Annotated in this window: 14 protein-coding genes; 9 read left to right on the top strand and 5 right to left on the bottom strand. The window is 68.8% G+C overall.

All coding sequences use genetic code 11. The features are described 5' to 3' along the window. Window positions 1-43 precede the first annotated feature (43 nt). A complete protein-coding gene (locus FFI97_RS22090) occupies window positions 44-1,318 on the top strand; it encodes a Glu/Leu/Phe/Val family dehydrogenase (protein ID WP_062478443.1) in 1,275 nt (424 codons plus the stop codon). Window positions 1,319-1,422: 104 nt separating this feature from the next. Next, a complete protein-coding gene (locus FFI97_RS22085) occupies window positions 1,423-2,100 on the top strand; it encodes a DUF2242 domain-containing protein (RefSeq protein WP_139701308.1) in 678 nt (225 codons plus the stop codon). A gap of 13 nt (window positions 2,101-2,113) precedes the next feature. Here FFI97_RS22085 and rocF read toward each other — a convergent pair whose 3' ends face one another. Both rocF and FFI97_RS22075 read right to left on the bottom strand, forming a co-directional pair. Then, window positions 2,114-3,043, bottom strand: a complete 930-nt coding sequence (rocF, locus tag FFI97_RS22080) for an arginase (protein ID WP_139701309.1) — start codon at window positions 3,041-3,043, stop codon at window positions 2,114-2,116. After that, window positions 3,040-5,091, bottom strand: coding sequence for a prolyl oligopeptidase family serine peptidase (locus FFI97_RS22075; protein ID WP_139701310.1), 2,052 nt, complete (start codon window positions 5,089-5,091; stop codon window positions 3,040-3,042). Before FFI97_RS22075 ends, rocF begins: the two co-directional genes overlap by 4 nt. Window positions 5,092-5,326: 235 nt before the next feature. On the opposite strand from FFI97_RS22075, the gene FFI97_RS22070 reads away from it, so the two are divergent. The 5 genes from FFI97_RS22070 to FFI97_RS22050 all read left to right on the top strand — a co-directional run bounded on the left by FFI97_RS22070 (window position 5,327) and on the right by FFI97_RS22050 (window position 9,812). Beyond that, window positions 5,327-7,033, top strand: a complete 1,707-nt coding sequence (locus FFI97_RS22070) for a WS/DGAT/MGAT family O-acyltransferase (protein ID WP_139701311.1) — start codon at window positions 5,327-5,329, stop codon at window positions 7,031-7,033. Between the two features lie 146 nt (window positions 7,034-7,179). Continuing rightward, window positions 7,180-7,731 (top strand): hypothetical protein, encoded by a 552-nt coding sequence (locus FFI97_RS22065; RefSeq protein ID WP_095950081.1) that lies wholly within the window; start codon window positions 7,180-7,182, stop codon window positions 7,729-7,731. 121 nt (window positions 7,732-7,852) lie between these two features. After that, entirely contained in the window at window positions 7,853-8,287 is a 435-nt protein-coding gene (locus FFI97_RS22060; RefSeq protein WP_260685105.1) for a phasin family protein, read from the top strand. 30 nt (window positions 8,288-8,317) lie between these two features. Next, entirely contained in the window at window positions 8,318-8,953 is a 636-nt protein-coding gene (locus FFI97_RS22055; RefSeq protein WP_062478422.1) for a TetR/AcrR family transcriptional regulator, read from the top strand. A gap of 85 nt (window positions 8,954-9,038) precedes the next feature. Then, entirely contained in the window at window positions 9,039-9,812 is a 774-nt protein-coding gene (locus tag FFI97_RS22050) for an esterase/lipase family protein (RefSeq protein ID WP_139701313.1), read from the top strand. A gap of 75 nt (window positions 9,813-9,887) precedes the next feature. Here the strand turns inward: FFI97_RS22050 and FFI97_RS22045 are convergent, their stop codons facing one another. From FFI97_RS22045 to FFI97_RS22035, 3 genes are all read right to left on the bottom strand, one after another. After that, complete coding sequence (locus FFI97_RS22045; protein ID WP_139701314.1) at window positions 9,888-13,106, bottom strand: bifunctional cytochrome P450/NADPH--P450 reductase; 3,219 nt, start codon at window positions 13,104-13,106, stop codon at window positions 9,888-9,890. A gap of 193 nt (window positions 13,107-13,299) precedes the next feature. Beyond that, window positions 13,300-14,559, bottom strand: a complete 1,260-nt coding sequence (locus FFI97_RS22040; protein ID WP_139701315.1) for a branched-chain amino acid ABC transporter substrate-binding protein — start codon at window positions 14,557-14,559, stop codon at window positions 13,300-13,302. A gap of 32 nt (window positions 14,560-14,591) precedes the next feature. Further along, window positions 14,592-15,281, bottom strand: a complete 690-nt coding sequence (locus tag FFI97_RS22035; protein ID WP_139701316.1) for a TetR/AcrR family transcriptional regulator — start codon at window positions 15,279-15,281, stop codon at window positions 14,592-14,594. Window positions 15,282-15,408: 127 nt separating this feature from the next. On the opposite strand from FFI97_RS22035, the gene FFI97_RS22030 reads away from it, so the two are divergent. Beyond that, a complete protein-coding gene (locus tag FFI97_RS22030; RefSeq protein ID WP_139701396.1) occupies window positions 15,409-17,013 on the top strand; it encodes an AMP-binding protein in 1,605 nt (534 codons plus the stop codon). 189 nt (window positions 17,014-17,202) lie between these two features. After that, window positions 17,203-20,499, top strand: a complete 3,297-nt coding sequence (locus FFI97_RS22025; RefSeq protein WP_144004509.1) for a carboxyl transferase domain-containing protein — start codon at window positions 17,203-17,205, stop codon at window positions 20,497-20,499. Window positions 20,500-20,558: the final 59 nt, after the last annotated feature.

Below are 20,558 nucleotides of genomic sequence, written 5' to 3'. Positions count from 1 at the left end.
GGAATATCGTTGCGCCCATCCATTCCAACCAAGGGAATCTTCCATGAACGAGAAACTCTCCTTCGTCAATCCGACGGCCAACAGCCCCTGGGGCACCTACCTGTCGCAGGTCGATCGCGTCGTGCCGTACCTCGGCCCGCTGGCGCGCTGGGTCGAAACCCTCAAGCGCCCCAAGCGCGCGCTGATCGTCGACGTGCCGATCGAGATGGACAACGGCACCATCGCCCACTTCGAGGGCTACCGCGTGCAGCACAACATGAGCCGCGGCCCGGGCAAGGGCGGCGTGCGCTTCCACCCCGACGTCACGCTCGAAGAAGTGATGGCGCTGTCGGCCTGGATGACCATCAAGACCGCCGCCGTCAACCTGCCGTACGGCGGTGCCAAGGGCGGCATCCGCGTCGACCCGAAGAAGCTGTCGCTGCAAGAGCTGGAGAAGGTCACGCGCCGCTACACCAGCGAGATCGGCATCATCATCGGCCCGCACACCGACATCCCCGCACCCGACGTGAACACCAACGCGCAGATCATGGCGTGGATGATGGACACCTACTCCATGAACGTCGGCGGCACCGCCACCGGCGTGGTCACCGGCAAGCCGCTGCACCTGGGTGGCTCGCTGGGCCGCGTGAAGGCCACCGGCCGCGGCGTGTTCGTCACCGGCCGTGAAGCGGCACGCCGCCTGGGCATGGACCTGCGCGGCGCGCGCATCGCGGTGCAGGGCTTCGGCAACGTGGGCTCGGTCGCGGCCGAACTGTTCGTCGAGGCAGGCGCCAAGATCGTCGCGGTGCAGGACCACACCGGCACCATCGTGAACACCAACGGCCTCGATCTGACCCAGCTGGTGCCCATCTCGCGCACCGACGGCGTGGTCGGCTTCAAGGCCGGCGGCGACATCGTGCCGAACGAAGACTTCTGGGACGTGGCCTGCGACATCCTCATTCCGGCCGCCCTCGAAGGCCAGCTCACGGCCGAGCGCGCCAAGAAGACCACCGCCAAGCTGGTGCTCGAAGGCGCCAACGGCCCGACGGTGCCCGAGGCCGACGACATCCTGGCCGAGCGCGGCGTGCTGGTCGTGCCCGACGTGATCTGCAACGCCGGCGGCGTGACGGTCTCGTACTTCGAATGGGTGCAGGACTTCTCGTCCTTCTTCTGGGACGAGGACGAGATCAACGTGCGCCTCGACCGCATCATGATGAACGCGCTCAACCAGATCTGGGACACGGCCGACAAGCACAAGATCCCGCTGCGCACCGCCACCTACGCGGTGGCCTGCGAGCGCATCCTGATGGCGCGCCAGGAACGCGGTCTGTACCCCTGACGCGATCTCTCGGGCTTTCAGGGCCTTTCGGGAACCCCCGGCCTGCCGGGGGCTCGAAGCGAAGCCGCCGGTTGGTTAGCATCCGGTGTCCTTCCCGCCCTGCCATGCCCCCCACCTCTTCTGCTGCTTTCTTCTCTTCGCCGGCCCGCGTGCCGGCGTTTCTGTTCCCGGGCCTGCTGTCGGCCCTGTTGCTGGCCGGCTGCGGCAGCTTCGGCACGGGCCAAGCCTACGAGCCCGAAGACTTCGACTCGACCACCACCCACACGCGCAACTACGCCGCCAGCGAGGCCCAGACCTGCGAGGCGGCGCGCCGCGCGCTGTTGAGCCAGGGCTACATGGTGACGGCCGCCAACGCCGACCTGGTGACCGCGCGCAAGAGCTTCCAGCCCGCGGCCGAGACGCACGTCGAGGTCGAGTTCCGCGTGGTCTGCGCGCGCGAAGGGGGCGCCGGCAGCGCCTCGGCCGGCCGCAGCACCGTGGCCTTCGCGACCGCATTGCAGGACCGCTACGGCCTGAAGAAGGGCAGCAACTCGGCCAGCCTGGGCGTGGGCGCCATCGGCTCGCTCTCGCTGCCCTTCGGCGGCAGCAACGAGGCCATGGTCAAGGTGGCGAGCCAGACGCTCACCGACGAACGTTTCTACGACCGCTTCTTCACGCTGGTCGAGCGCTTCCTGCAGGGCGGCGGCCCCGACATGCCGGCCGATGCTGAGGACGCGCCGAAGCCCGCCACGCGCCCCGCGGCCACCACCTTCCCGGTATCGCCGTCGCCCAACCGCGGCTGAACAAGCTCGGCAGTCAGCGCACCAGCGTCGACTTGCCGAACAGGCTCTCGATCAGCTCCACCGCCACCTCGGCCGTCTGGTTGCGCACGTCGAGCGCGGGGTTGAGTTCCACCACGTCGACCGAGCCGAGCCGGCCGGTGTCGGCGATCATTTCCATGCACAGCTGCATCTCGCGGTAGGTCGGCCCGCCGCGCACGCCCGTGCCCACGCCGGGCGCGTCGGCCGGGTCGAGGCAATCGAGGTCGAAGCTCACGTGCAGGTGGGTGTCTTCGTCCACATCTTGAAGCGCCTCGGTCATGGTGGTGCGCATGCCGTTCTCGTCGATGTGGCGCATGTCGAACACGTGCAGGCCCAGCGTGCGGATCGCCTCTTTCTCGTCGGCATCGACGCTGCGGATGCCGATGAAGCGGATGGCGTCATGCGCCAGCGCCGCGGGCTCGCCGCTCCAGCCCGTGAGGTCCGCCGGCCCGTGGCCCAGCAGGCACGACACCGGCATGCCGTGCAGGTTGCCGCTGAGGCTCGTGGTCTCGGTGTTGACGTCGGAGTGCGCGTCGAGCCACAGCACGCGCAGCTTCTTGCCGCGTTTTCGCGCATGCCAGGCCACGGCGCTGATGGAGCCGATCGCCAGGCAGTGGTCGCCGCCCAGCATCACGGGCACGTGGCCGGCGCCCAGCGCGGTGTCGACGGCGGCGTAGACCGAGCGGTTCCACGCGATCACCTCGGGGAGGTGGCGCAGCCCGTTGGCCGGCGGTGCCCACGGCGTGGCCGGGCCCGCGAGGTTGCCACGGTCGAGCACCGTGAAGCCCTGGCCCGCCAGCGCCTCGGCCAGGCCGGCCACGCGCAGCGCGTCGGGGCCCATGCCCGCGCCGCGCACGCTGGCGCCGATGTCGGTCGGCGCGCCGATCAGTTCGAGGGTGGTGGTCCCGGTGCTGCTGCTGTTCATGTCGGTCTCCCGATGTGGTGCCAGAGGTAGGCGTAGCCGAGCGCATCCATGAAGGCGGACGCCTTGTTGTCCGCGGCGGCGCTGTGGCCGCCTTCCATGTTCTCGTAGAAGCTGCTGTCGTGCCCTTGCGCGAGCAGCTTCGCGTGCATCTTGCGCGCATGCACGGGCCCCACGCGGTCGTCGCGCGTGGAGGTGGTGAAAAGGGCGGGCGGGTAGGGCGTGCCGGCCTTGGCGTTCTCGTAGGGCGAGAAGGTCTGGATGAATTCCCACTCGTCGGGCAGTTCCGGGTCGCCGTACTCCGCGATCCACGAGGCGCCGGCCGACAGCTGCGTGTAGCGCTTCATGTCGAGCAGCGCCACCTCGCTCACGATGGCGCCGTACAGCTGCGGGTACAGCGTGAGCATGTTGCCCATGAGCAGGCCGCCGTTGCTGCCGCCCATGGCGCCCAGGTGCGCCGGCGAGGTGATGCCGCGCGCGAACAGGTCCTGCGACACGGCCGCGAAGTCTTCGCAGGTGCGCAGGCGGTTTTCCTGCAGCGCGGCCTGGTGCCAGCGCGGGCCGTACTCGCCGCCGCCGCGGATGTTCGCCACCACGTACACGCCGCCGCGTTCGAGCCAGGCGCGGCCGATGCCGCCGCTGTAGCTCGGCTCCAGCGAGATCTCGAAGCCGCCGTAGGCGTACTGCAGCGTGGGGTTCGTGCCGTCGGCCACGAGGTCTTTCGCGGCGATCTCGAAGTAGGGCACGCGCGTGCCGTCCGCCGAGGTCGCGAAATGCTGGCTCACGCGAAAGCGCGAGGCGTCGAAGAAGCCGGGGCTGTGCTTCAGCGCCTGGGGCTCGCCCTGGCCGAGGGTGCCGATGTACAGCGTGGTCGGCTGCAGGAAGCCGCTCACGGTCAGGAAGTAGTCGTCGTTCTCGGTCTCGTCGATGCCGCCGGCCGCCACGCACGAGAGCGCGGGCGCGCCGCCCAGGCTGTCGCGGGCCCAGTCGCCCAGGCCGTCCGCCGGCGGCGTGAGCACCTCGAGCCGGTTCACCACGTCGTGCATCACGTTGAGGATGAGGTGGTGGCGCGTCCACGAGTAGTCGTCGAGCGCAGTGGTGTCGTCGGGCTCGAACAGCAACGTGAGCTCGCGCGCGCCGGCCATGTAGTCGTCGAAGCGCGCGGCCAGCAGCGAGCCGGCGGTGTAGGTGCGGCCGGCCACGGTCCAGTCTTCGCGCGGCTCGATCAGCAGCCACTCGCGCGTGACGCCGGTGTTGGCGTCGTCGGGCACGTCGATCTTGGCCAGCGTGCCGTCGGGCGCGCGCAGCCAGGTCTCGCTGTCGTAGAAGTCGATCTGGCGCGAGACGAAGTCGCGCTCGAAGCCGGGCGTGTGGTCGCTCCAGGCGCTCACCGACATGTCTTCGTGCGCACCTTCGTACACGGTGACGGCTTCGGCCAGCGGCGTGCCGCGTCGCCACTCCTTCACCAGGCGTGGGTAGCTCGAGCTGGTCATGGAGCCGGGGCCGAAATCGGTGCCCACGTACAGGTGATCGATGTCTTTCCAGGTGACGTGGTTCTTCGCCTCGGGCAGCGCGAAGCCGCCTTCGACGAACGCCAGGTTCACCAGGTCGAACTCGCGCACCACGTCGGCATCGGCGCCGCCGCGCGACAGCGAGATCAGGCAACGCTCGTACGCGGGCTCCAGGCAGTCGGCGCCGTGCCAGACCCAGTTCTCGCCGTCCTGCGCGGCCAGCGCGTCGAGGTCGAGCACGGTCTCCCACGCGGGCTCGGGCGTGCGGTACTGGTCGAGCGTGGTGCGGCGCCACAGGCCCTTGGGGTGCGCCTTGTCGCGCCAGAAGTTGTAGTACAGCGCACCGATCTTGCTGACCATCGGAATGCGCGCGTCCGAGTCGAGCACCTCGAGCAGGCCCTGCTCGATCGACTGGAAGGCCGGCGACTGCGCATAGGTGTGAACGGCGCGTGCATTCTGCTGGCGAGCCCAGTCCAGAGCGGCTTCGCCGTCGATGTCTTCGAGCCAGAGATGGGGGTCTTCGTTGTGCGCAGAGGTCATGCGGCACAGTGTACGAAGCCCCCGTGAATGCGGCGGCCTGTGAGCAGTTGTTGCGGCCTGCGAGGCGCGTCGATTTTTTCATTACATGTGGACGCGCGCCCCGGCCATCCTTGGGGCAAACCCCTGTCCCGGGCGTGCCTTCCCCCGGTGGAAACACTGAAGAAGCGAAGGCCCACGAACGCGATGCCCACGGTATCCTGCCGGACGGCGCATGCCCCAACGAGGAGAACCACACATGAAACACCTGAGCGGTCTTGATGCCACCTTCCTGCACCTGGAAACCCCCGAGATGCCGATGCACGTGGGTTCGCTCAACGTGCTGGACCTGCCCAAGGGCTACAAGGGCGACTTCTACGAAGACGCCAAGGCCTTCATGGCCAGCCGCATCCACCTGGCCGACGTGTTCACGCGCAAGCTCGCGCTGATGCCCTTCGACATGACCAATCCGGTGTGGGTCGAGGACGACGACATCGACCTCGACTACCACGTGCGCCACATCACGCTGCCCAAGCCCGGCACCAACCGCCAGCTGCAGCAGTACGTGGCGCGGCTGCACTCCACGCTGATGGACCGCAGCCGTCCGATGTGGGAGTTCTTCATCATCGACGGCCTCAAGAGCGGCCAGGTGGCGCTGTACACCAAGGTGCACCACGCGGGCATCGACGGGCAGGCCGGCGTCGAGCTGGGCAAGGCCATCTTCGACCTCGAGGCCACCGGCCGCGTGATCAAGCCACCGCGTGCGCGCCCGCGCAGCAACGGCTACCAGCTGGGCATGGCCGAGCTCGCCACGGCGGCGCTGCGCAACACGGCGCAGCAGTACGTGAAGCTGTTCAAGATGGCGCCGGCCATCGCGCGCGCCATCGGCGGCCTGGCACAGCCCGACGAGAAGGCGGCCGACAAGGCGGCCGCCACCGCGCCGAAGAAGTTCAACCTCTTCGCGCCGCGCACCTCGCTGAATGTGTCGATCACCAACCAGCGCACCTTCGCCGGGCGCACCATCTCGCTGGCCGAGACCAAGTACATCGCCAAGCACTTCGGCGTGTCGCTCAACGACGTGGTGCTGGCCACCGTGGCCGGCGCGTTGCGCCACTACCTGGCCGACAACAACGAGCTGCCGGCCAAGCCGCTGGTGGCCGGCGTGCCTGTGAGCCTGCGCGAGGCCGGCGACCAGACGGCCAACAACCAGGCCAGCATGATCCTCGTGAGCCTGGCCACCGACATCACCGATCCGCTGCAGCGGCTGAAGGCGATCAACGCCTCGTCGAACTCCTCGAAGTCGACGATGAACCGTTTCAAGGCCGTGATCCTGGACGACTTCCCGACCTTCGCCGCGCCCTGGCTGGTGTCGGGCATCGCGTCGATGGTGGGGCGCTCGGGCATCGTCAACCTGCTGCCGCCGGCGGCCAACGTGGCCGTCTCGAACGTGGCGGGCGCGCCGTTCCCGATGTACTTCGCGGGGGCGCTGGTCACCTGCTACTACCCGGTGTCGATCGCCAGCCACGGCACCGCGCTCAACGTCACCGTGCAAAGCTACAACGGTCGCATGGACTACGGCCTGATCGCCTGCCGCCGTGCCGTGCCCGACATCACCGAGATCGGCGACTACCTGCTGGCCGAGCACAAGCTGCTGATGGAGCTGGCGCAGAAGCACCCGGCCGTCTCCGGCGCGCCGGCCACACCGCCCAAGCCCGTGGCGGCCCCCGCGCCGGAAGCGGACGAAGAGGCCCAGGCCGCTGCGCCGGCCCGCAAGCCGGCCGCGCGCAAGAAGGCGCCGGTGAAGGCCGTCGCCGCCAAGAAGACGGCGCAGAAGGCCCCTGCCAAGGCCACGCCGGTCAAGGCGGCAGCGAAGAAAGCCCCTGCGAAGAAGGCTGCGGCGAAGAAGGCCGCACCCCGGCCCGCGGCCCGCAAGGCCGCCGCATCGCCGCGCGCCGCTGCGGCATGATCGACAGGGCCGGCCCGGCCTGGGCAAAAAATTGGGGCAGTTGGACTAGTTTTCCGACCGTTCTAGTTTTCCAGGCCTAGGCCCTGCGGAAGATGATTGGCCCATCGCGATTCCCCGCGAGCCACTCAACTTCAAGGAAATCTCACATGTCCACGCAAACCAACATCGCTTCCGCCGCCATCCACGTCGTCGGCCAGTACAACGACGCCGGCAAGACCCTGGTCGGTGCCTACCGCACCGGCGTGCAACGCCTGCTGGGCGGTGCCGCTTCGCGCTACAGCGAGTTCCTGGGCAACCGCCAGATCCCGCTGGTGAGCGAACAGATCAAGGCCAACCTGATCGGTGCGCAAGAGAAGGTGCACGGCTTCCTGGCCAACCGCCTGGACATCGACACCAGCCGCATCGTGAACGTGATGGACCGCGTCGCCGCCGGCACCACCAGCGGCATCGAAACCGTCGCCAACCGCGTCGCCCAGATCGAATCGCCCGCTGCCACCACCGTGCTGAACGCCCTGTCGGCCGTGAACCAGCCCTTCGCCACCGTGTCGGTGCAGATCGCTGACCGCATCGTTGCCGGCACCAAGCAGATCGAGGCCCGTGTGAGCGGCACCGAAGAAGCCGCCCCCGTGCGCACCGTGAAGGCCAAGGTCGCTGCGGCCAAGAAGCCGGTTCGCCGCGCTGCCCGCAAGGCGGCCTGATCCCGGGGCGCTGACCGCGCCCTTTTCATTTCTACCGCCCCTGGAGCACCACCGCATGGCGACCCGTCCCGATGACACTGCAAAGTTGAAGAAGAGGGCGGCGCCTGCGAAGAAGGCTCCGGTGGCCAAGAAGAAGGCCGCGCCCCGCAAGGCGGCGCCGGCTGCGAAAGCACCGCCTGCAGACACTGCTGCGGCTGGCACCAACAAGGCCGAAGCGCTGCTGCGTGCCGGCCTCAAGGCGCTGGACAACGTGCGCAACGACGTCGCCAAGCGCCAGGCCAACGTGATCGAAGGCCTGCTGGGCATCGGGCACGGCAAGGCCGACGCAGTTGGTGCCAAGGCGGCGCTGACGCGCGGCTTCCCCAGCCTGGACACCTTCGGCATCCGCAAGTTCGAGGACGTGTTCGACCAGCGTGTCGCCACCGCCCTGCAACGCCTGGGCATGCCCAGCGCCGACGAGGTGCAGGCCCTGCGCGACGAGGTGGCGCAGTTGCGCGAACGCCTCGCCAGACTCGAGAAACCGTCCAGTTCAGGCGGCTCCGGCGGCAAGCGCTGAGCGGCACGCAACGCACGCAACACGCCGCTTGTGGCCAGCTCCAACACCACGCGCGATCGCATCCTGCAGACCAGCCTTGCGCTGTTCAACGCGGAAGGTCTTCCGGCCGTGTCCACGCACAAGATCGCGGCCGAGCTCGGCATGAGCCCGGGCAACCTGCACTACCACTTCAAGGCCAAGCAGCTGATCGTCGAATGGCTGTTCCGGCGCTTCGAGCAGCGGCTCGAGGTGCTCAACGGCTCGTCGGCCTCCATCACCGCCATCGACGACCTGTGGCTGGCGCTGCATCTGCGCTTCGAGGCCATCGACGAATACCGCTTCATCTACCGCGACATGGCCTTCCTGGCCAGCGAGTACCCGGCCCTGGGGCAACGCGCCCAGGCCATGACCGCGCAGAACCTGCTGGCGGCCCAGACGCTGTGCGAAGGGCTGGTGGCTTCGGGCGTGATCGAGACCAGCGCCGAGCAGGCGCGCATCCTGGCGCTGCAGATGGTCTTCACCACCACCTGCTGGCTCTCGTTCGAGCGGCTGGTGCCGGGGCGCGACGCGCTGGCGCAGGCCGACCCCGGTTTGGCGGCTTTCTACACACTCACGCTGGTTTCTCCGTATGTTTCCAGCGAATCGAGGGCTTATCTTGATTACCTGAGGGGCAAATACCTCGGATAAATGAAGTCGTCGTCCGACGGGGAATGCAACTTCGCACCCCCATCGTCGTCCTACAGAAGAAAGAAACAGAAAGGAAGCCGCCATCATGACCACCGCCACCCACGAACCCATCGCACCGCCGTCGCGCCTGCTCTTGCTGGCCGAAGCGCGCGCCCTCTGGGAAACCGGCGCCGGCCTCGCCATGTGGCCGCTGCTGCAGCTCGCGCCGCGCGGCGACGGGCACCCCGTGCTCGTGCTGCCGGGCCTGGTGGCCAGCGACGTGTCTACGCTGCTGCTGCGCCGCTACCTGTGCAGCCGCGGCTACGACGCGCACGGCTGGGGCCAGGGCCGCAACCTGGGCCCGCGCGCCGGTGTCGAGGACGGCATGGTCGACCTGCTCAAGACCCTGGCCGACAAAAGCGGCCAGAAGGTCAGCGTGATCGGCTGGAGCCTGGGCGGCGTCTACGCGCGGCTCTTGGCCTCGGCGCAGAAGGACCTCATCCGCAACGTGATCACGCTCGGCAGCCCGTTCTCGGGCAGCCCGCGCGCCACCAACGCCTGGCGCGTGTACGAAGGCGTGAGCGGCCAGAGCTCGCACGACCCGCGCCGCATGAAGTTCGTCGAACCCACGCCGCCCGTGCCCACGACCTCGATCTTCAGCCGCACCGACGGTGTCGTCGCATGGCGCTGCAGCCTCGAGAAGACCGGCCCGCAGTCCGAGAACATCGAGGTGGTCGCGAGCCACCTGGGGCTCGGCGCGCACCCGGCCGTGCTCTATGCGGTGGCCGACCGGCTGGCGCAGCCCGAGGGCGAATGGAAGCCGTTCAACCGCGGCATGCTCGGGCCGCTGGTGTACCCGGACCCGGATCGCAACATCTGATCCGAGGCGAACACTCCCCATGAAAAAAGACCGGCGAATGCCGGTCTTTTGCTTTGGGGCTCCAGACTTGGTTCTTCAGGCCCCGGCCCACACGTCGAGCACATAGCGCTGCTCGGCAATCATCCTGTCCATCCACGCCGCGCTGTCCTGTCCGTGCTCGCGCGCGAGGTCGCTGAGCGTGCGTCGCACGTCGGGTTCCATGCGCGAGCCGTCGCCGCACACGTACACCACGGCGCCGGCTTCGAGCAGCTTCCACACGGCAGCGCCCTGTTCGCGGATCAGGTCCTGCACGTAGACCTTGCGGTCGCCGGCGCGCGAGAAGGCCGTGTGCAGTTTCATCAGGCCGCGGTGCGACCAGGCCTGCAGCTCTTCGGCGTAGATGAAGTCCTGCTCGGGGTGGCGGCAGCCGAAGAACAGCATCGCCTCGCCCAGCGCGTCGCCGCGTTCGACCTGCGCGGCGCGCGCCTGCAGGAAACCGCGGAACGGCGCCAGGCCGGTGCCCGGGCCGATCATGATGAGCGGCCGGTTGGCGTCCTCCGGCAGGCGGAAGCCTTCGGCCGTGGTCTCGCGGATCACGCCGTGCACCGTGTCACCGGCCTCGGCGCGCGCCAGGAAGTTGGAGCACACGCCCTCGAAGGTGCCGTTGCCCGACATCGCGGGCGCGCTCACCACGCCCACCGTCACGCTGCAGCGCCCCGGCGTCATCGTCGGCGACGAGGAGATCGAGTAGTAGCGCGGCGACAGCGGCGACAGCATTTCCAGGAACACCGCGAACGGCACCTGGCAGGCGCGGTGCTCTTCGAGCAGCTCCAGCAGCGACTTGCGCTTGTGCAGTACCTCGGCCTTGTACGCGGCCTGCGAGGCCTCGTCGCTGCCCGACAGCGCCTGCAGCTTCGGCTTGGTGAAGGGGCACTCGGTGTGCGCGGCGAGCGTGGCGATCTGCTTGCGCGTGGCCACGTCCTGCAGCTCGACGTAGTCGCCCAGCAGGCGATCGACCGCAATGACCTGGTCCACCGGCAGCGCCGCCTTGCGGCCCGGCACCGCCGACAGCCGCACGTGCGCCGAGCGGTCGAAGCCGAAGCGCGCCATCGCGCGCTCGACCTGCGCGGGGCTGTTGCGCGGCACCACGCTCAGGTGGTCGCCGGGCACGTAGTTCGCGCCCTCGGGCAGCATCAGCTCGACGTGGCGCGTGGAGCGTCCGGCCTCGCCGTTGGCGCCGGCGCTTTGCAGCTCGCGGTTCTCGATCACGCGCAGCGGCACGGCGCCCAGCGCATCGACCAGCGCGTTCTTCTGCGGCGGCGGCAGCTCTTCGAGCGTGTACAGCGGCTCGGCCTCGGCCGGCGTGTCGGCACCGTTCTTGATGTCGAAGGTCTTCACCAGCGCGGGCCACAGCGCGTCGCTCCAGTCCTGGAAGGCGCCGTCCATGTCCTCGCGCGCATCGCCTTCGCCGCGCTCGTGCACGCGGTCGGCGCCCAATGCTTCCAGCCGTTCGTCGATGCGGCGCGGCACCGCCTGGTAGGTGGCGGCCCAGTCGGTGTTGCCGCAGCCGAAGACGCTGAAGCGCACGCCGTTGAGCGAATCGTCGGCCTTGTCGAGCCAGCGGTGGAACTCCGCCGCGTTGTCGGGCGCCACGCCGTTGTACGAGGCGCAGACGATCGCCACCGCGCCGTTGGCCGGCAGCCGCTCGGCATAGTCGTCGAGCGAGGCCAGCTGGGTCGAGAAGCCGCGCAGCTCGCCGGCCTCGGCCAGCTGGCGCGCCAGGTCTTCGGCGGTGCCGAGGTTGGAGCCCTGCAGCACCAGCAGCGAGGTGCCGTGGCGCGCCGCCTGCGGCTTGCGCGCGGCGGGCTTCGTCGGCGTGGCGGGCGCGGCCGCCGCCTCCGCGTTGCCGCGCGGGCGCGAGGCCGGGTCGCGCAGCAGCGCCTTGATCTTGAAGTTCTCGGGCTTGATCGTCAGCGCTTCCTTGATCTTGAGCTTGTAGCCCGTGTGATCGACGAGGTTGAAGCGCTGCAGGATCATGCCCAGCGTGAGCACCGCTTCCTGCAGGGCGAACTGCCGCCCGATGCAGGCGCGCTGGCCGTTGCCGAAGGGCTTGAAGGCGTTCACGGGCCGCTCGCGTTCGGCCTCGCGGCTGAAGTGGTCGGGGTTGAACTGGTCGGCGTCCTCGCCCCAGATGCCCTTGTCACGGTGCAGCGCCAGCGCATGCATGATGACCATGTTGTTCTTCTTGATCGTGTACTGGCCGCCGATCTTGGTGTCTTCCTTCGCGCGCATCGAGATCGCGGGCGCGGTCGGGTACAGGCGCAGCGATTCCTTCAGCACCTGCATCACGTACTGCAGTCGGTTGACCTGCGCGTAGGTGGGCTTTTGCGTGGTGTCGCCGCCGAACACGCTGTCGACCTCGGCCTGCGCCTTGGCCATCGCCTCGGGGTTGTTCAGCAGGAAGTAGATGGCGAACGACAGCAGGCCGCTGGTGGTCTCGTGGCCCGCGATGAGGAATTCGATGCACTCGTCGCGGATCATCTTGTCGGTGAGCTTCTCGCCGCTCTTCTTGTCCACGCCCGCGATCATGTAGCTCAGCAGGTCGGGCTTGGTGGCGATGTCGGCACCGCTGGCGCGTCGCTCCTCGATGATGTCTTCCACCATCTTGTGCATGTAGCGGATGTCCTTGCGCTGCTGTGCCAGCTCCTTCTTGAGCATCAGCTCCTCGAGCGGAATGCCGCGCCGGTTCTGCACCGTCTCCAGCGTGCGCACCATCGCATCGACGAAAGGATGGAAGCCCTCGCGGTAGAACGAGTTGAAGCGGTAGCCGAAGCCGCACAGGCCGATGGTGTCCAGCGTGAGCGCCGTCATGTCGCGCACCACGTCCACCTCTTCGTCGAAATTGAGGCGCTCCCACTTGGTGACCAGCTGGCCCGCGATGTCCAGCATCATCGGGTGGTAGGCCTGCATCGCGCGCTGGCTGAAGTTGGCCAGCAGGATGTTGTGCGGCTTCGACCAGGTCTCTTCGTGCGTGTCCGACGTGAAGAGGCCGTGCGACGCGGCGCGCAGCCGGCGCAGTGCGCCGCGCGTGCTCTTGTCGAAGCGCGGCTCTTCGCACAGCTCGTCGACCAGCGCGGGCGACGACACCACGATCACCGGCATGCCCGGCATGTCGAGCCAGTAGATGCCGCCGAGGTCCTGCGCGATCTTCCACATGTCGAGCACCGGCGAGTCGGAGCCGATGGACAGCAGATTGCCGACGAAGGGTTTCTTCGCCGGATGGGGGATCGGATGGAGCGAGTTCTTTCCTGCCATGGTGTACCTTGTTGTGCCTTCGGTATGGACCCGCTTCGGATGTCCGGGATGCGAATCCGGAGTATCCCGATGGCACAGGGGGTGGGCAGGACGGGGTTTCCCTAGGAAACAATTGCACGGCGCAGGGGGCGATCACGCCGTCAGCGTGATCGCCATTCACAGTGGCCCGGGCAGGTCCCCCGAAAGAACTCAGTCAGGGTCGGACCATCTTGCAGTCGGTGCCCTGCGCCAGCTCGTTCCCGGTATAGACCGCATCGGTGCGGAAGCCGTAGTTGGTGCCTTCCCAGCCTGTCTTCACCGCCTTGCCGTCCACCGGCGCGATGGTGTTCACCACCTGCGGCAGCAGCAGCTGGTGGTCTTCGCCGCGCATGCGCACCGGGCCCACCACCGAATCGAAGCTCAGGTCTTCGAGGGCGCGCGCCACCTTCACCGTGTCGGCGCTGCCGGCCTTGGCGATGGCGGCGGCCAGCAGGCGCGGCGTCAGGTCGATGCGCGGTGCGAGGAAGTCCTTGCCGGTCTTGGCCTTGTAGGCCTTGGCCAGCGCGTCGACCTTCGGCGTGTCGGCCTGGCCCGGGTGCCATTCGGCCACCCAGGTGAGCTGCCCCGTCTTGGCCTGCGACACGGCGGTGACAGTGCCCGGCACCGAGCCCGCGCTGTGGTTGAAGTAGCGCAGGTTGTAGCCCGCGTCGCCCGCGGCCTTCTGCAGCAGCGTCATGTCCTGGCCCCAGTTGCCGGTGATGACCGAGTCGGCGCCGCTTTGCTTGATGTTGGCGATGTAGGGCGCGAAGTCCTTCACGCGGCCGATGGGGTGCAGCGTCTCGCCGACGAACTGGATGTCGGGGCGCGCCAGGCCCACCAGCTGGCGGCCGTAGCTGGCCCACTGCTTGCCGTGGGCATAGTCCTGGTTCAGCAGGTAGACCTTCTTCACGTCCGGCGTCTTCTTGATGTAGTTGGCCAGCGCCTTCATCTTCATCGCCGTGTTGGCCTCGGTCTGGAAGTGCCAGAAGCTGCAGCCCTTGCCGGTCATCTCGGGGTCGATCGAGGAGTGGTTCAGCACGATCAGTTCCTTGCCCGGGTTGCGCTGGTTCCAGCGCGCCACCGCCAGCACCAGCGCCGTCACCACCGACGAGCCCGAGCCGCCCGTGACGATCGCCTTGGCGCCCTGGTCGATCGCCGCCTGCAGCGCGCTCTGGCTTTCCTGCGCCGAGAGCTTGCTGTCGAACTGCAGCAGTTGCAGCTTCATGCCGCCGAGCACGCCGCCCTTGGCGTTGATGTCCTCGATGGCGTACTGCGTGTGCATCAGCATCAGCTCGCCCACGTTGGCAAAGGGCCCCGAAAGCGGATCGATGTAGGCGATCTTGTAGGTCGGCTGCTGAGCCTGCACCGCGGTGCCGGCGATGGCAAACAAAGAGGCAAGGGCGATCCGCGCCAATGGCGCATGCGTGAGCTTCATGGGTGTCTCCGGAGGGTGTGTGAAAGACGGAATCAGTTCTTCGCGCGCAGCCCGATCACGCGGCTGGCCAGTTTCGTGAGCTGTGCCACCACCTCGTCGGGCGAGAGGCGCCCGCCGGGGCGGTACCAGCTGTAGAGAAAGCCCGGCAGGCTGCAGGCCGCGAGCGCGGTGATCTTGGTCTCGTCGAAGTCGAGGTCGCCGTCGCGCCGGGCTTCTTCGAGCAGCGGGCACAGCAGGTCGTAGAAGTGGTGCGCGAGCTTCTTCTGCGCTTCGAGGTACTCGGGGCGGTACACCTGCGGCTCGCGGTAGGCGAAGAAGGCCACCGGGTGGTGCGAGATGGTGGCGCGGATCAGCCGCTCGATGCCTTCCATCACCTTCTCGCTCGCGCGGCGCGGGTCGGCGGCGGCGAAGTCGAGCGCGGTGAAACAGTCGACCGCGGGGCGCCACGACAGCGTCTCGAAGATCTCCTGCTTGTCGCGGAAGTAGTAGTACACGAAGGGCTTGGTCACGCCCAGCTCGCGCACGATCTGCGCCATGGTCGTGTTGGCGTAGCCCTGCGCGGCAAACAGCTGCGCCGCCGCCTGCAGGATGCGCTCGCGCTGCAGGTCGGTGCCCTGCGTGGCCGCGCGCTGGCGGCCCGTGCCCTGCGGCAGGTGCGGTTGCGCCGCCAGCGCCGTGTGCGTGGCAGAGGGTTTGTTCGGTGTCGCGGAAGTTATACCCATGGGTAGGATTGTTCGTGCACGATGCCGCATTGGCAAGCGCCGGCTCTGTGCAGGCGGCTATCGATAACCCTGAGAAAGTGACGCCATGGAGACAACGCCCGCCACCCCCACACCTGCCGCTGAACGCTTGAAGGAACTGCCACCGCGCGTTCAGCAGCCCCTGCACGCCTACCTGCGCGACCACGCACGCACGCGCGGCGACGCCACCGCCTGCCTCTGGTACGGCCAGGCCCTGAGCTGGGCCGAGCTCGACCGCGCGAGCGACGCCTTCGCTGCGCGCCTGCAGGCCCTGGGCGTGGCCAAGGGCGAACCCGTGGTGCTGTTCCTCAACAACTGCCCACAGTACCTGGTGGCGCACTTCGGCATCCAGAAGATCGGCGCCATCGTCTGCCCGAGCGGGCCGCTCAACAAGGAGCACGAGCTGGCCTACCAGGTCAACGACCTGAAGGCGCGCGTGATCGTCGCGGCTGCGCCGCTGGTGCCGGTGGTGCGCAAGGTGCAGGCCGAGAGCGCACTCGCGCATGTGTTCGTGGTGCACTACGCCGACCTGCTGCCCGCCGAGCCCACGCTCGACCTGCCGGCCGAACTGGCCGCCGAGCGCACGGCCGAACGCACCGTGCCCGAAGGCTGCGAAGACTTCCTTGCCGTGATGCGCAGCGGCGCCACGCCGCAGCCCGTCGCCATCGACATGGACGACATCGCGCTCATGACCTACACCTCGGGCACCACCGGCCTGCCCAAGGGCGCGATGCTCAGCTACGGCAACGCGCTCTTCAAGACGCGCGCCGCGGCCGACTGCAACGGCGTGGGGCCGGACGACGTGCTGCTGTCGATCGCGCCGCTGTACCACATCGCCGGCATGCTCATGGGCGTCAACGTGCCCGTGCTCAGCGGCGCCGCTTCGGTGCTGATGCACCGCTTCGATCCGCGCGCCGTGCTGCAGGCCATCGACCGCTACGACGTCAGCTGGTGGTACAGCATCGCGCCGATGAACGTGGCCTGCATGCAGGTGCCCGACATCGCCAGCTTCGACCTGTCGAGCCTGAAGATGAACCCGGTGACCAGCTTCGGCATCGCCTTCACCGAACCGCTGGCCGCGCAGTGGCGCTCGCACGCCAACCACTGCAGCTCGTTCGAGGCCGCCTACGGCCTGAGCGAAACCCACACCTGCGACACCTACACGCCGCACGTGGCGCCGCGCTGGGGAACGCAGGGCGTGCCGGTGCCGGGCGTGACCATCCGCATCATCGACACCGAGACGCAGGCCGACATGCCCACGGGCGAGGTCGGCGAGATCGTGCTCACCAGCGCCGGCTCGTTCAAGGGCTACTGGAACAAACCCGAGGCCACGGCCGCCACCTTGCGCAACGGCTGGGTGCACACGGGCGACATGGGCAAGCTCGACGCCGACGGCTACCTCACCTTCATCGGCCGCTTCAAGGAAATGATCAAGGTCTCGGGCTACAGCGTGTTCCCTGAAGAGGTCGAGACCATCCTCATCAAGCACCCGGCGGTGGCGCAGGCGGCGGTCATCGCGCAGCCCGATCCCGAGAAGGGCGAGGTCGTGAAGGCCTTCATCGTGCGCAAGCCCGGCGCCGCGCTCGAGGCCGACGCGCTCGTGGCCTGGGCGCGCGAGAACATGGCGAGCTACAAGGCGCCGCGCGCCGTGAGCTTCATCGATGCATTGCCCACCACGGGCGCGGGCAAGGTGCTGCGCCGCCTGCTGAAATGAGCCCTCCCCCAGCCTTGCCCACTTCGTGTGGCTCGGACACCCCCTCAAGGGGGCGCACCCAGCGGCCCGGCAAAGCCGGTTCCGCGGGTGCCCCCGAACAGGCCTCGCGGTAGCGAGGCCCTTGGACTCATGCAATCCGCGCGGTTTGATGTGCCTTGAGCACCGCGACGGCTCGAAAGGATTTCTTCTGTGTTTTCCAAAGTTCTGATTGCCAACCGCGGCGAGATCGCCGTGCGCCTGGTGCGTGCGCTGCGCGACCTGGGCATCGCCAGCGTGGCGGTGCATGCGCGCGACGATGCCGCCGCGCTGCATGTGCAGCTGGCCGACGTGGCGGTGGCGCTCGATGCGACCGGCCCTTCGGCCTACCTCGACGTGGCCGCGCTGATCGCGGTGGCGAAGGCGCAAGGCTGCGATGCGGTGCATCCCGGCTACGGCTTCCTCAGCGAGCGCGCCGACTTCGCACAGGCCTGCGCCGACGCGGGCCTGGTCTTCATCGGCCCCACGCCCGAGCAGCTGGGCCTGTTCGGCGACAAGGCCCGCGCCCGCGAACTGGCCGCGCGGTGCGACGTGCCCGTGATGCCCGGCAGCGCCGGCGCGGTGACGCTCGCGCAGGCGCAGGCCTTCTTCGCCGAGCAGCACGCGCAGGGCGCGGGTGTGATGGTGAAAGCCATCGGCGGCGGCGGCGGGCGTGGCATGCGCGCGGTGCTCACGGCCGACGAGCTGCCCGAGGCGCATGCGCGCTGCATGTCCGAAGCCAAGGCGGCGTTCGGCATCGAGGGCGTGTACGTCGAGCGCCTGATGCGCAACGCGCGGCACATCGAGGTGCAGGTGCTCGGCGACGGCAGCGCCGTGGCCAGCCTCGGCGAGCGCGAGTGCACGCTGCAGCGCCGCTTCCAGAAGCTGGTGGAAATCGCGCCCAGCCCGTCGCTGCCCGAGCCGCTGCGCGCACAGGTCACGCAGGCCGCGCTGAGCATGGCCAAGGCCGTGGGCTATCGCGGTCTCGGCACCTTCGAATTCCTGGTCGATGCCGCATCGACCACCCTGCCTTTCGTCTTCATCGAGGCGAACCCGCGCCTGCAGGTCGAGCACACGGTGACCGAGGCGGTGACGGGGCTGGACCTCGTGCAGCTGCAGATCGCCGTGGCTTCGGGCGACACGCTGGACGCGCTCGGCGTGGAGGCCGGCCGCACGGCGCCGCAGCGCGGCTTCGCGGTGCAGTGGCGCATCAACGCCGAGACGCTCGATGCGCAAGGCAACGCACGCCCCGCGGGCGGCACGCTCGCGCGCTTCGACCTGCCGGCCGGCCCCGGCGTGCGCGTCGACACGCACGGCTACACGGGCCTCGCGCCCTCGCCGCACTACGACACGCTCCTGGCCAAGCTCATCGTGCATTCGCCGTCGCCGCGTTTCGCGGACGCGCTGCGCCGCTCGCTGCGCGCGCTCGACGAATGCCACATCGACGGCATCGCCACCAACCTGCCGCTGCTGTGCGCCATCGCCGCGCGGCCTGAGTTCGCGACGCAGGCGGTGCACACGCGTTTCGTGGAAGCGCACCTGGGTGATCTGCTCGCCGACGCGAAGGCATTTGAAAAGCACACGAAGAAGGTGACCGCACCCGCCGCCACGAGCGCACCGGCGCCGGACGCAGAAGACGACGACGGCCTCACCGTCAAGGCGCCGATGCCCGCGAAGCTGGTGCAGTTCGAGGTCGCGGTGGGCGACGTGCTGCCCGCCGGCGCGCAGCTGGGCGTGCTCGAGGCCATGAAGATGGAGCACCTGCTGCACGCGCCCGTGGCCGGCCGTGTGCTGGCGCTGCTGGCCGCGCCCGGCGACTACCTCGTCGAAGGCCAGTCGCTGGTGCGGCTGGAGGCCGTCGATGCGCAGGGCGTCGAAGCGCAGGCGCGTGTCGCGCACGATCTCGACGCGATCCGTCCCGACCTGCAGAAGGTCATCGACCGCCATGCGCCCACGCTCGATGTGAACCGCAAGGCGGCCGTCGACAAGCGGCATGCGCAGGGCGGGCGCACCGCGCGCGAGAACATCGCCGACCTGTGCGACATGGCCGGCGACCCGGGCAACTTCATCGAGTACGGCGCGCTCGCCATCGCCGCGCAGACGCGCCGCCGCACGCTCGAAGACCTCATCGCCAACACGCCGGCCGACGGCATGGTGACCGGGCTGGGCAGCGTCAACGCGAAGCAGTTCGGCCCCGAGAAATCGCGCTGCGCGGTGCTGGCCTACGACTACACCGTGCTGGCCGGCACGCAGGGCATGCGCAACCACCACAAGACCGACCGGCTGCTCGCGGTGGCGCACCAGCTCAAGTTGCCGGTGGTGCTGTTCGCCGAAGGCGGGGGCGGGCGGCCGGGCGACACCGACATGCCGATCGTCGCGGGCCTGAACAACCACACCTTCAGCCAGTTCGCGGCGCTGTCGGGCAAGGTGCCGGTGGTCGGCATCGTGCATGGCCGCTGCTTCGCGGGCAACGCGGCGCTGCTGGGCTGCGCCGACGTGATCATTGCCACCAAGGGCAGCAACATCGGCATGAGCGGCCCCGCGATGATCGAAGGCGGCGGCCTGGGCACCTTCGCGCCCGAGCAGATCGGGCCGAGCAGCGTGCAGTCGCGCAACGGCGTGATCGACATCCTGGTGGAAGACGAAGCTGCAGCCGTGGCGGCTGCGAAGCAGTACCTGTCGTACTTCCAGGGCCCGGTGAGCGACTGGCAATGCGCCGATCCGCGCACGCTGCGCCACGTGGTGCCCGAGAACCGCCTGCGCGTGTACGACGTGCGCGCCGCGATGCGCGGCGTGGCCGACACCGGCTCGCTGCTCGAATTGCGCGCGGGCTTCGGCGCGGGCATCGTCACGGCGCTGGCGCGCATCGAGGGCAAGCCGGTCGGCCTGATGGCGAACAACCCGCACCATCTGGGCGGCGCGATCGACGTGGAGGCGGCCGACAAATCCGCACGCTTCATGCAACTGTGCAATGCCCACGGGTTACCGATCGTGTCGTTGTGCGACACGCCCGGCTTCATGGTCGGACCCGAGGTCGAGGCGCAGGCGCAGGTGCGCCACGTGTGCCGCATGTTCATGGTGGCCTCGCACTTGCGCGTGCCTTTCTTCGCGGTGGTGCTGCGCAAGGGCTACGGCCTGGGCGCGCAGGCCATGACCGCCGGCGGCTTCGATGCGCCCGTGTTCACCGTGGCCTGGCCCACCGGCGAGTTCGGTGCGATGGGCCTCGAAGGTGCGGTGCGACTGGGCTTTCGCAAGGAACTCGCGGCCGTGCCCGAGGGCGCCGAGCGCGACGCGCTGTTCAAGCAGCTGGTGGCGCAGCAGTACGCGAACGGCGAGGCGATCCACATGGCGCAGACGCTGGAGATCGACGCCGTGATCGACCCGGCCGACACGCGCACCTGGCTGGTGCGCGGCCTGGCCTCGGCGACGCGGCCGGCCGCGGCGGTCTCGGCGTACGTCGACACTTGGTAACGCAGGCTTAGACCTCGTCACCTGCGCGGGCAAGGCGGCTCCGTACACTGGGCCGCTTT

Source organism: Variovorax sp. KBS0712 (assembly GCF_006323185.2).
Taxonomy (GTDB): Bacteria; Pseudomonadota; Gammaproteobacteria; order Burkholderiales; family Burkholderiaceae_C; genus Variovorax; species Variovorax boronicumulans.
The sequence above is the reverse complement of the archived record's forward strand: the minus strand, read 5'-3'. Positions and strand labels throughout refer to the sequence as shown.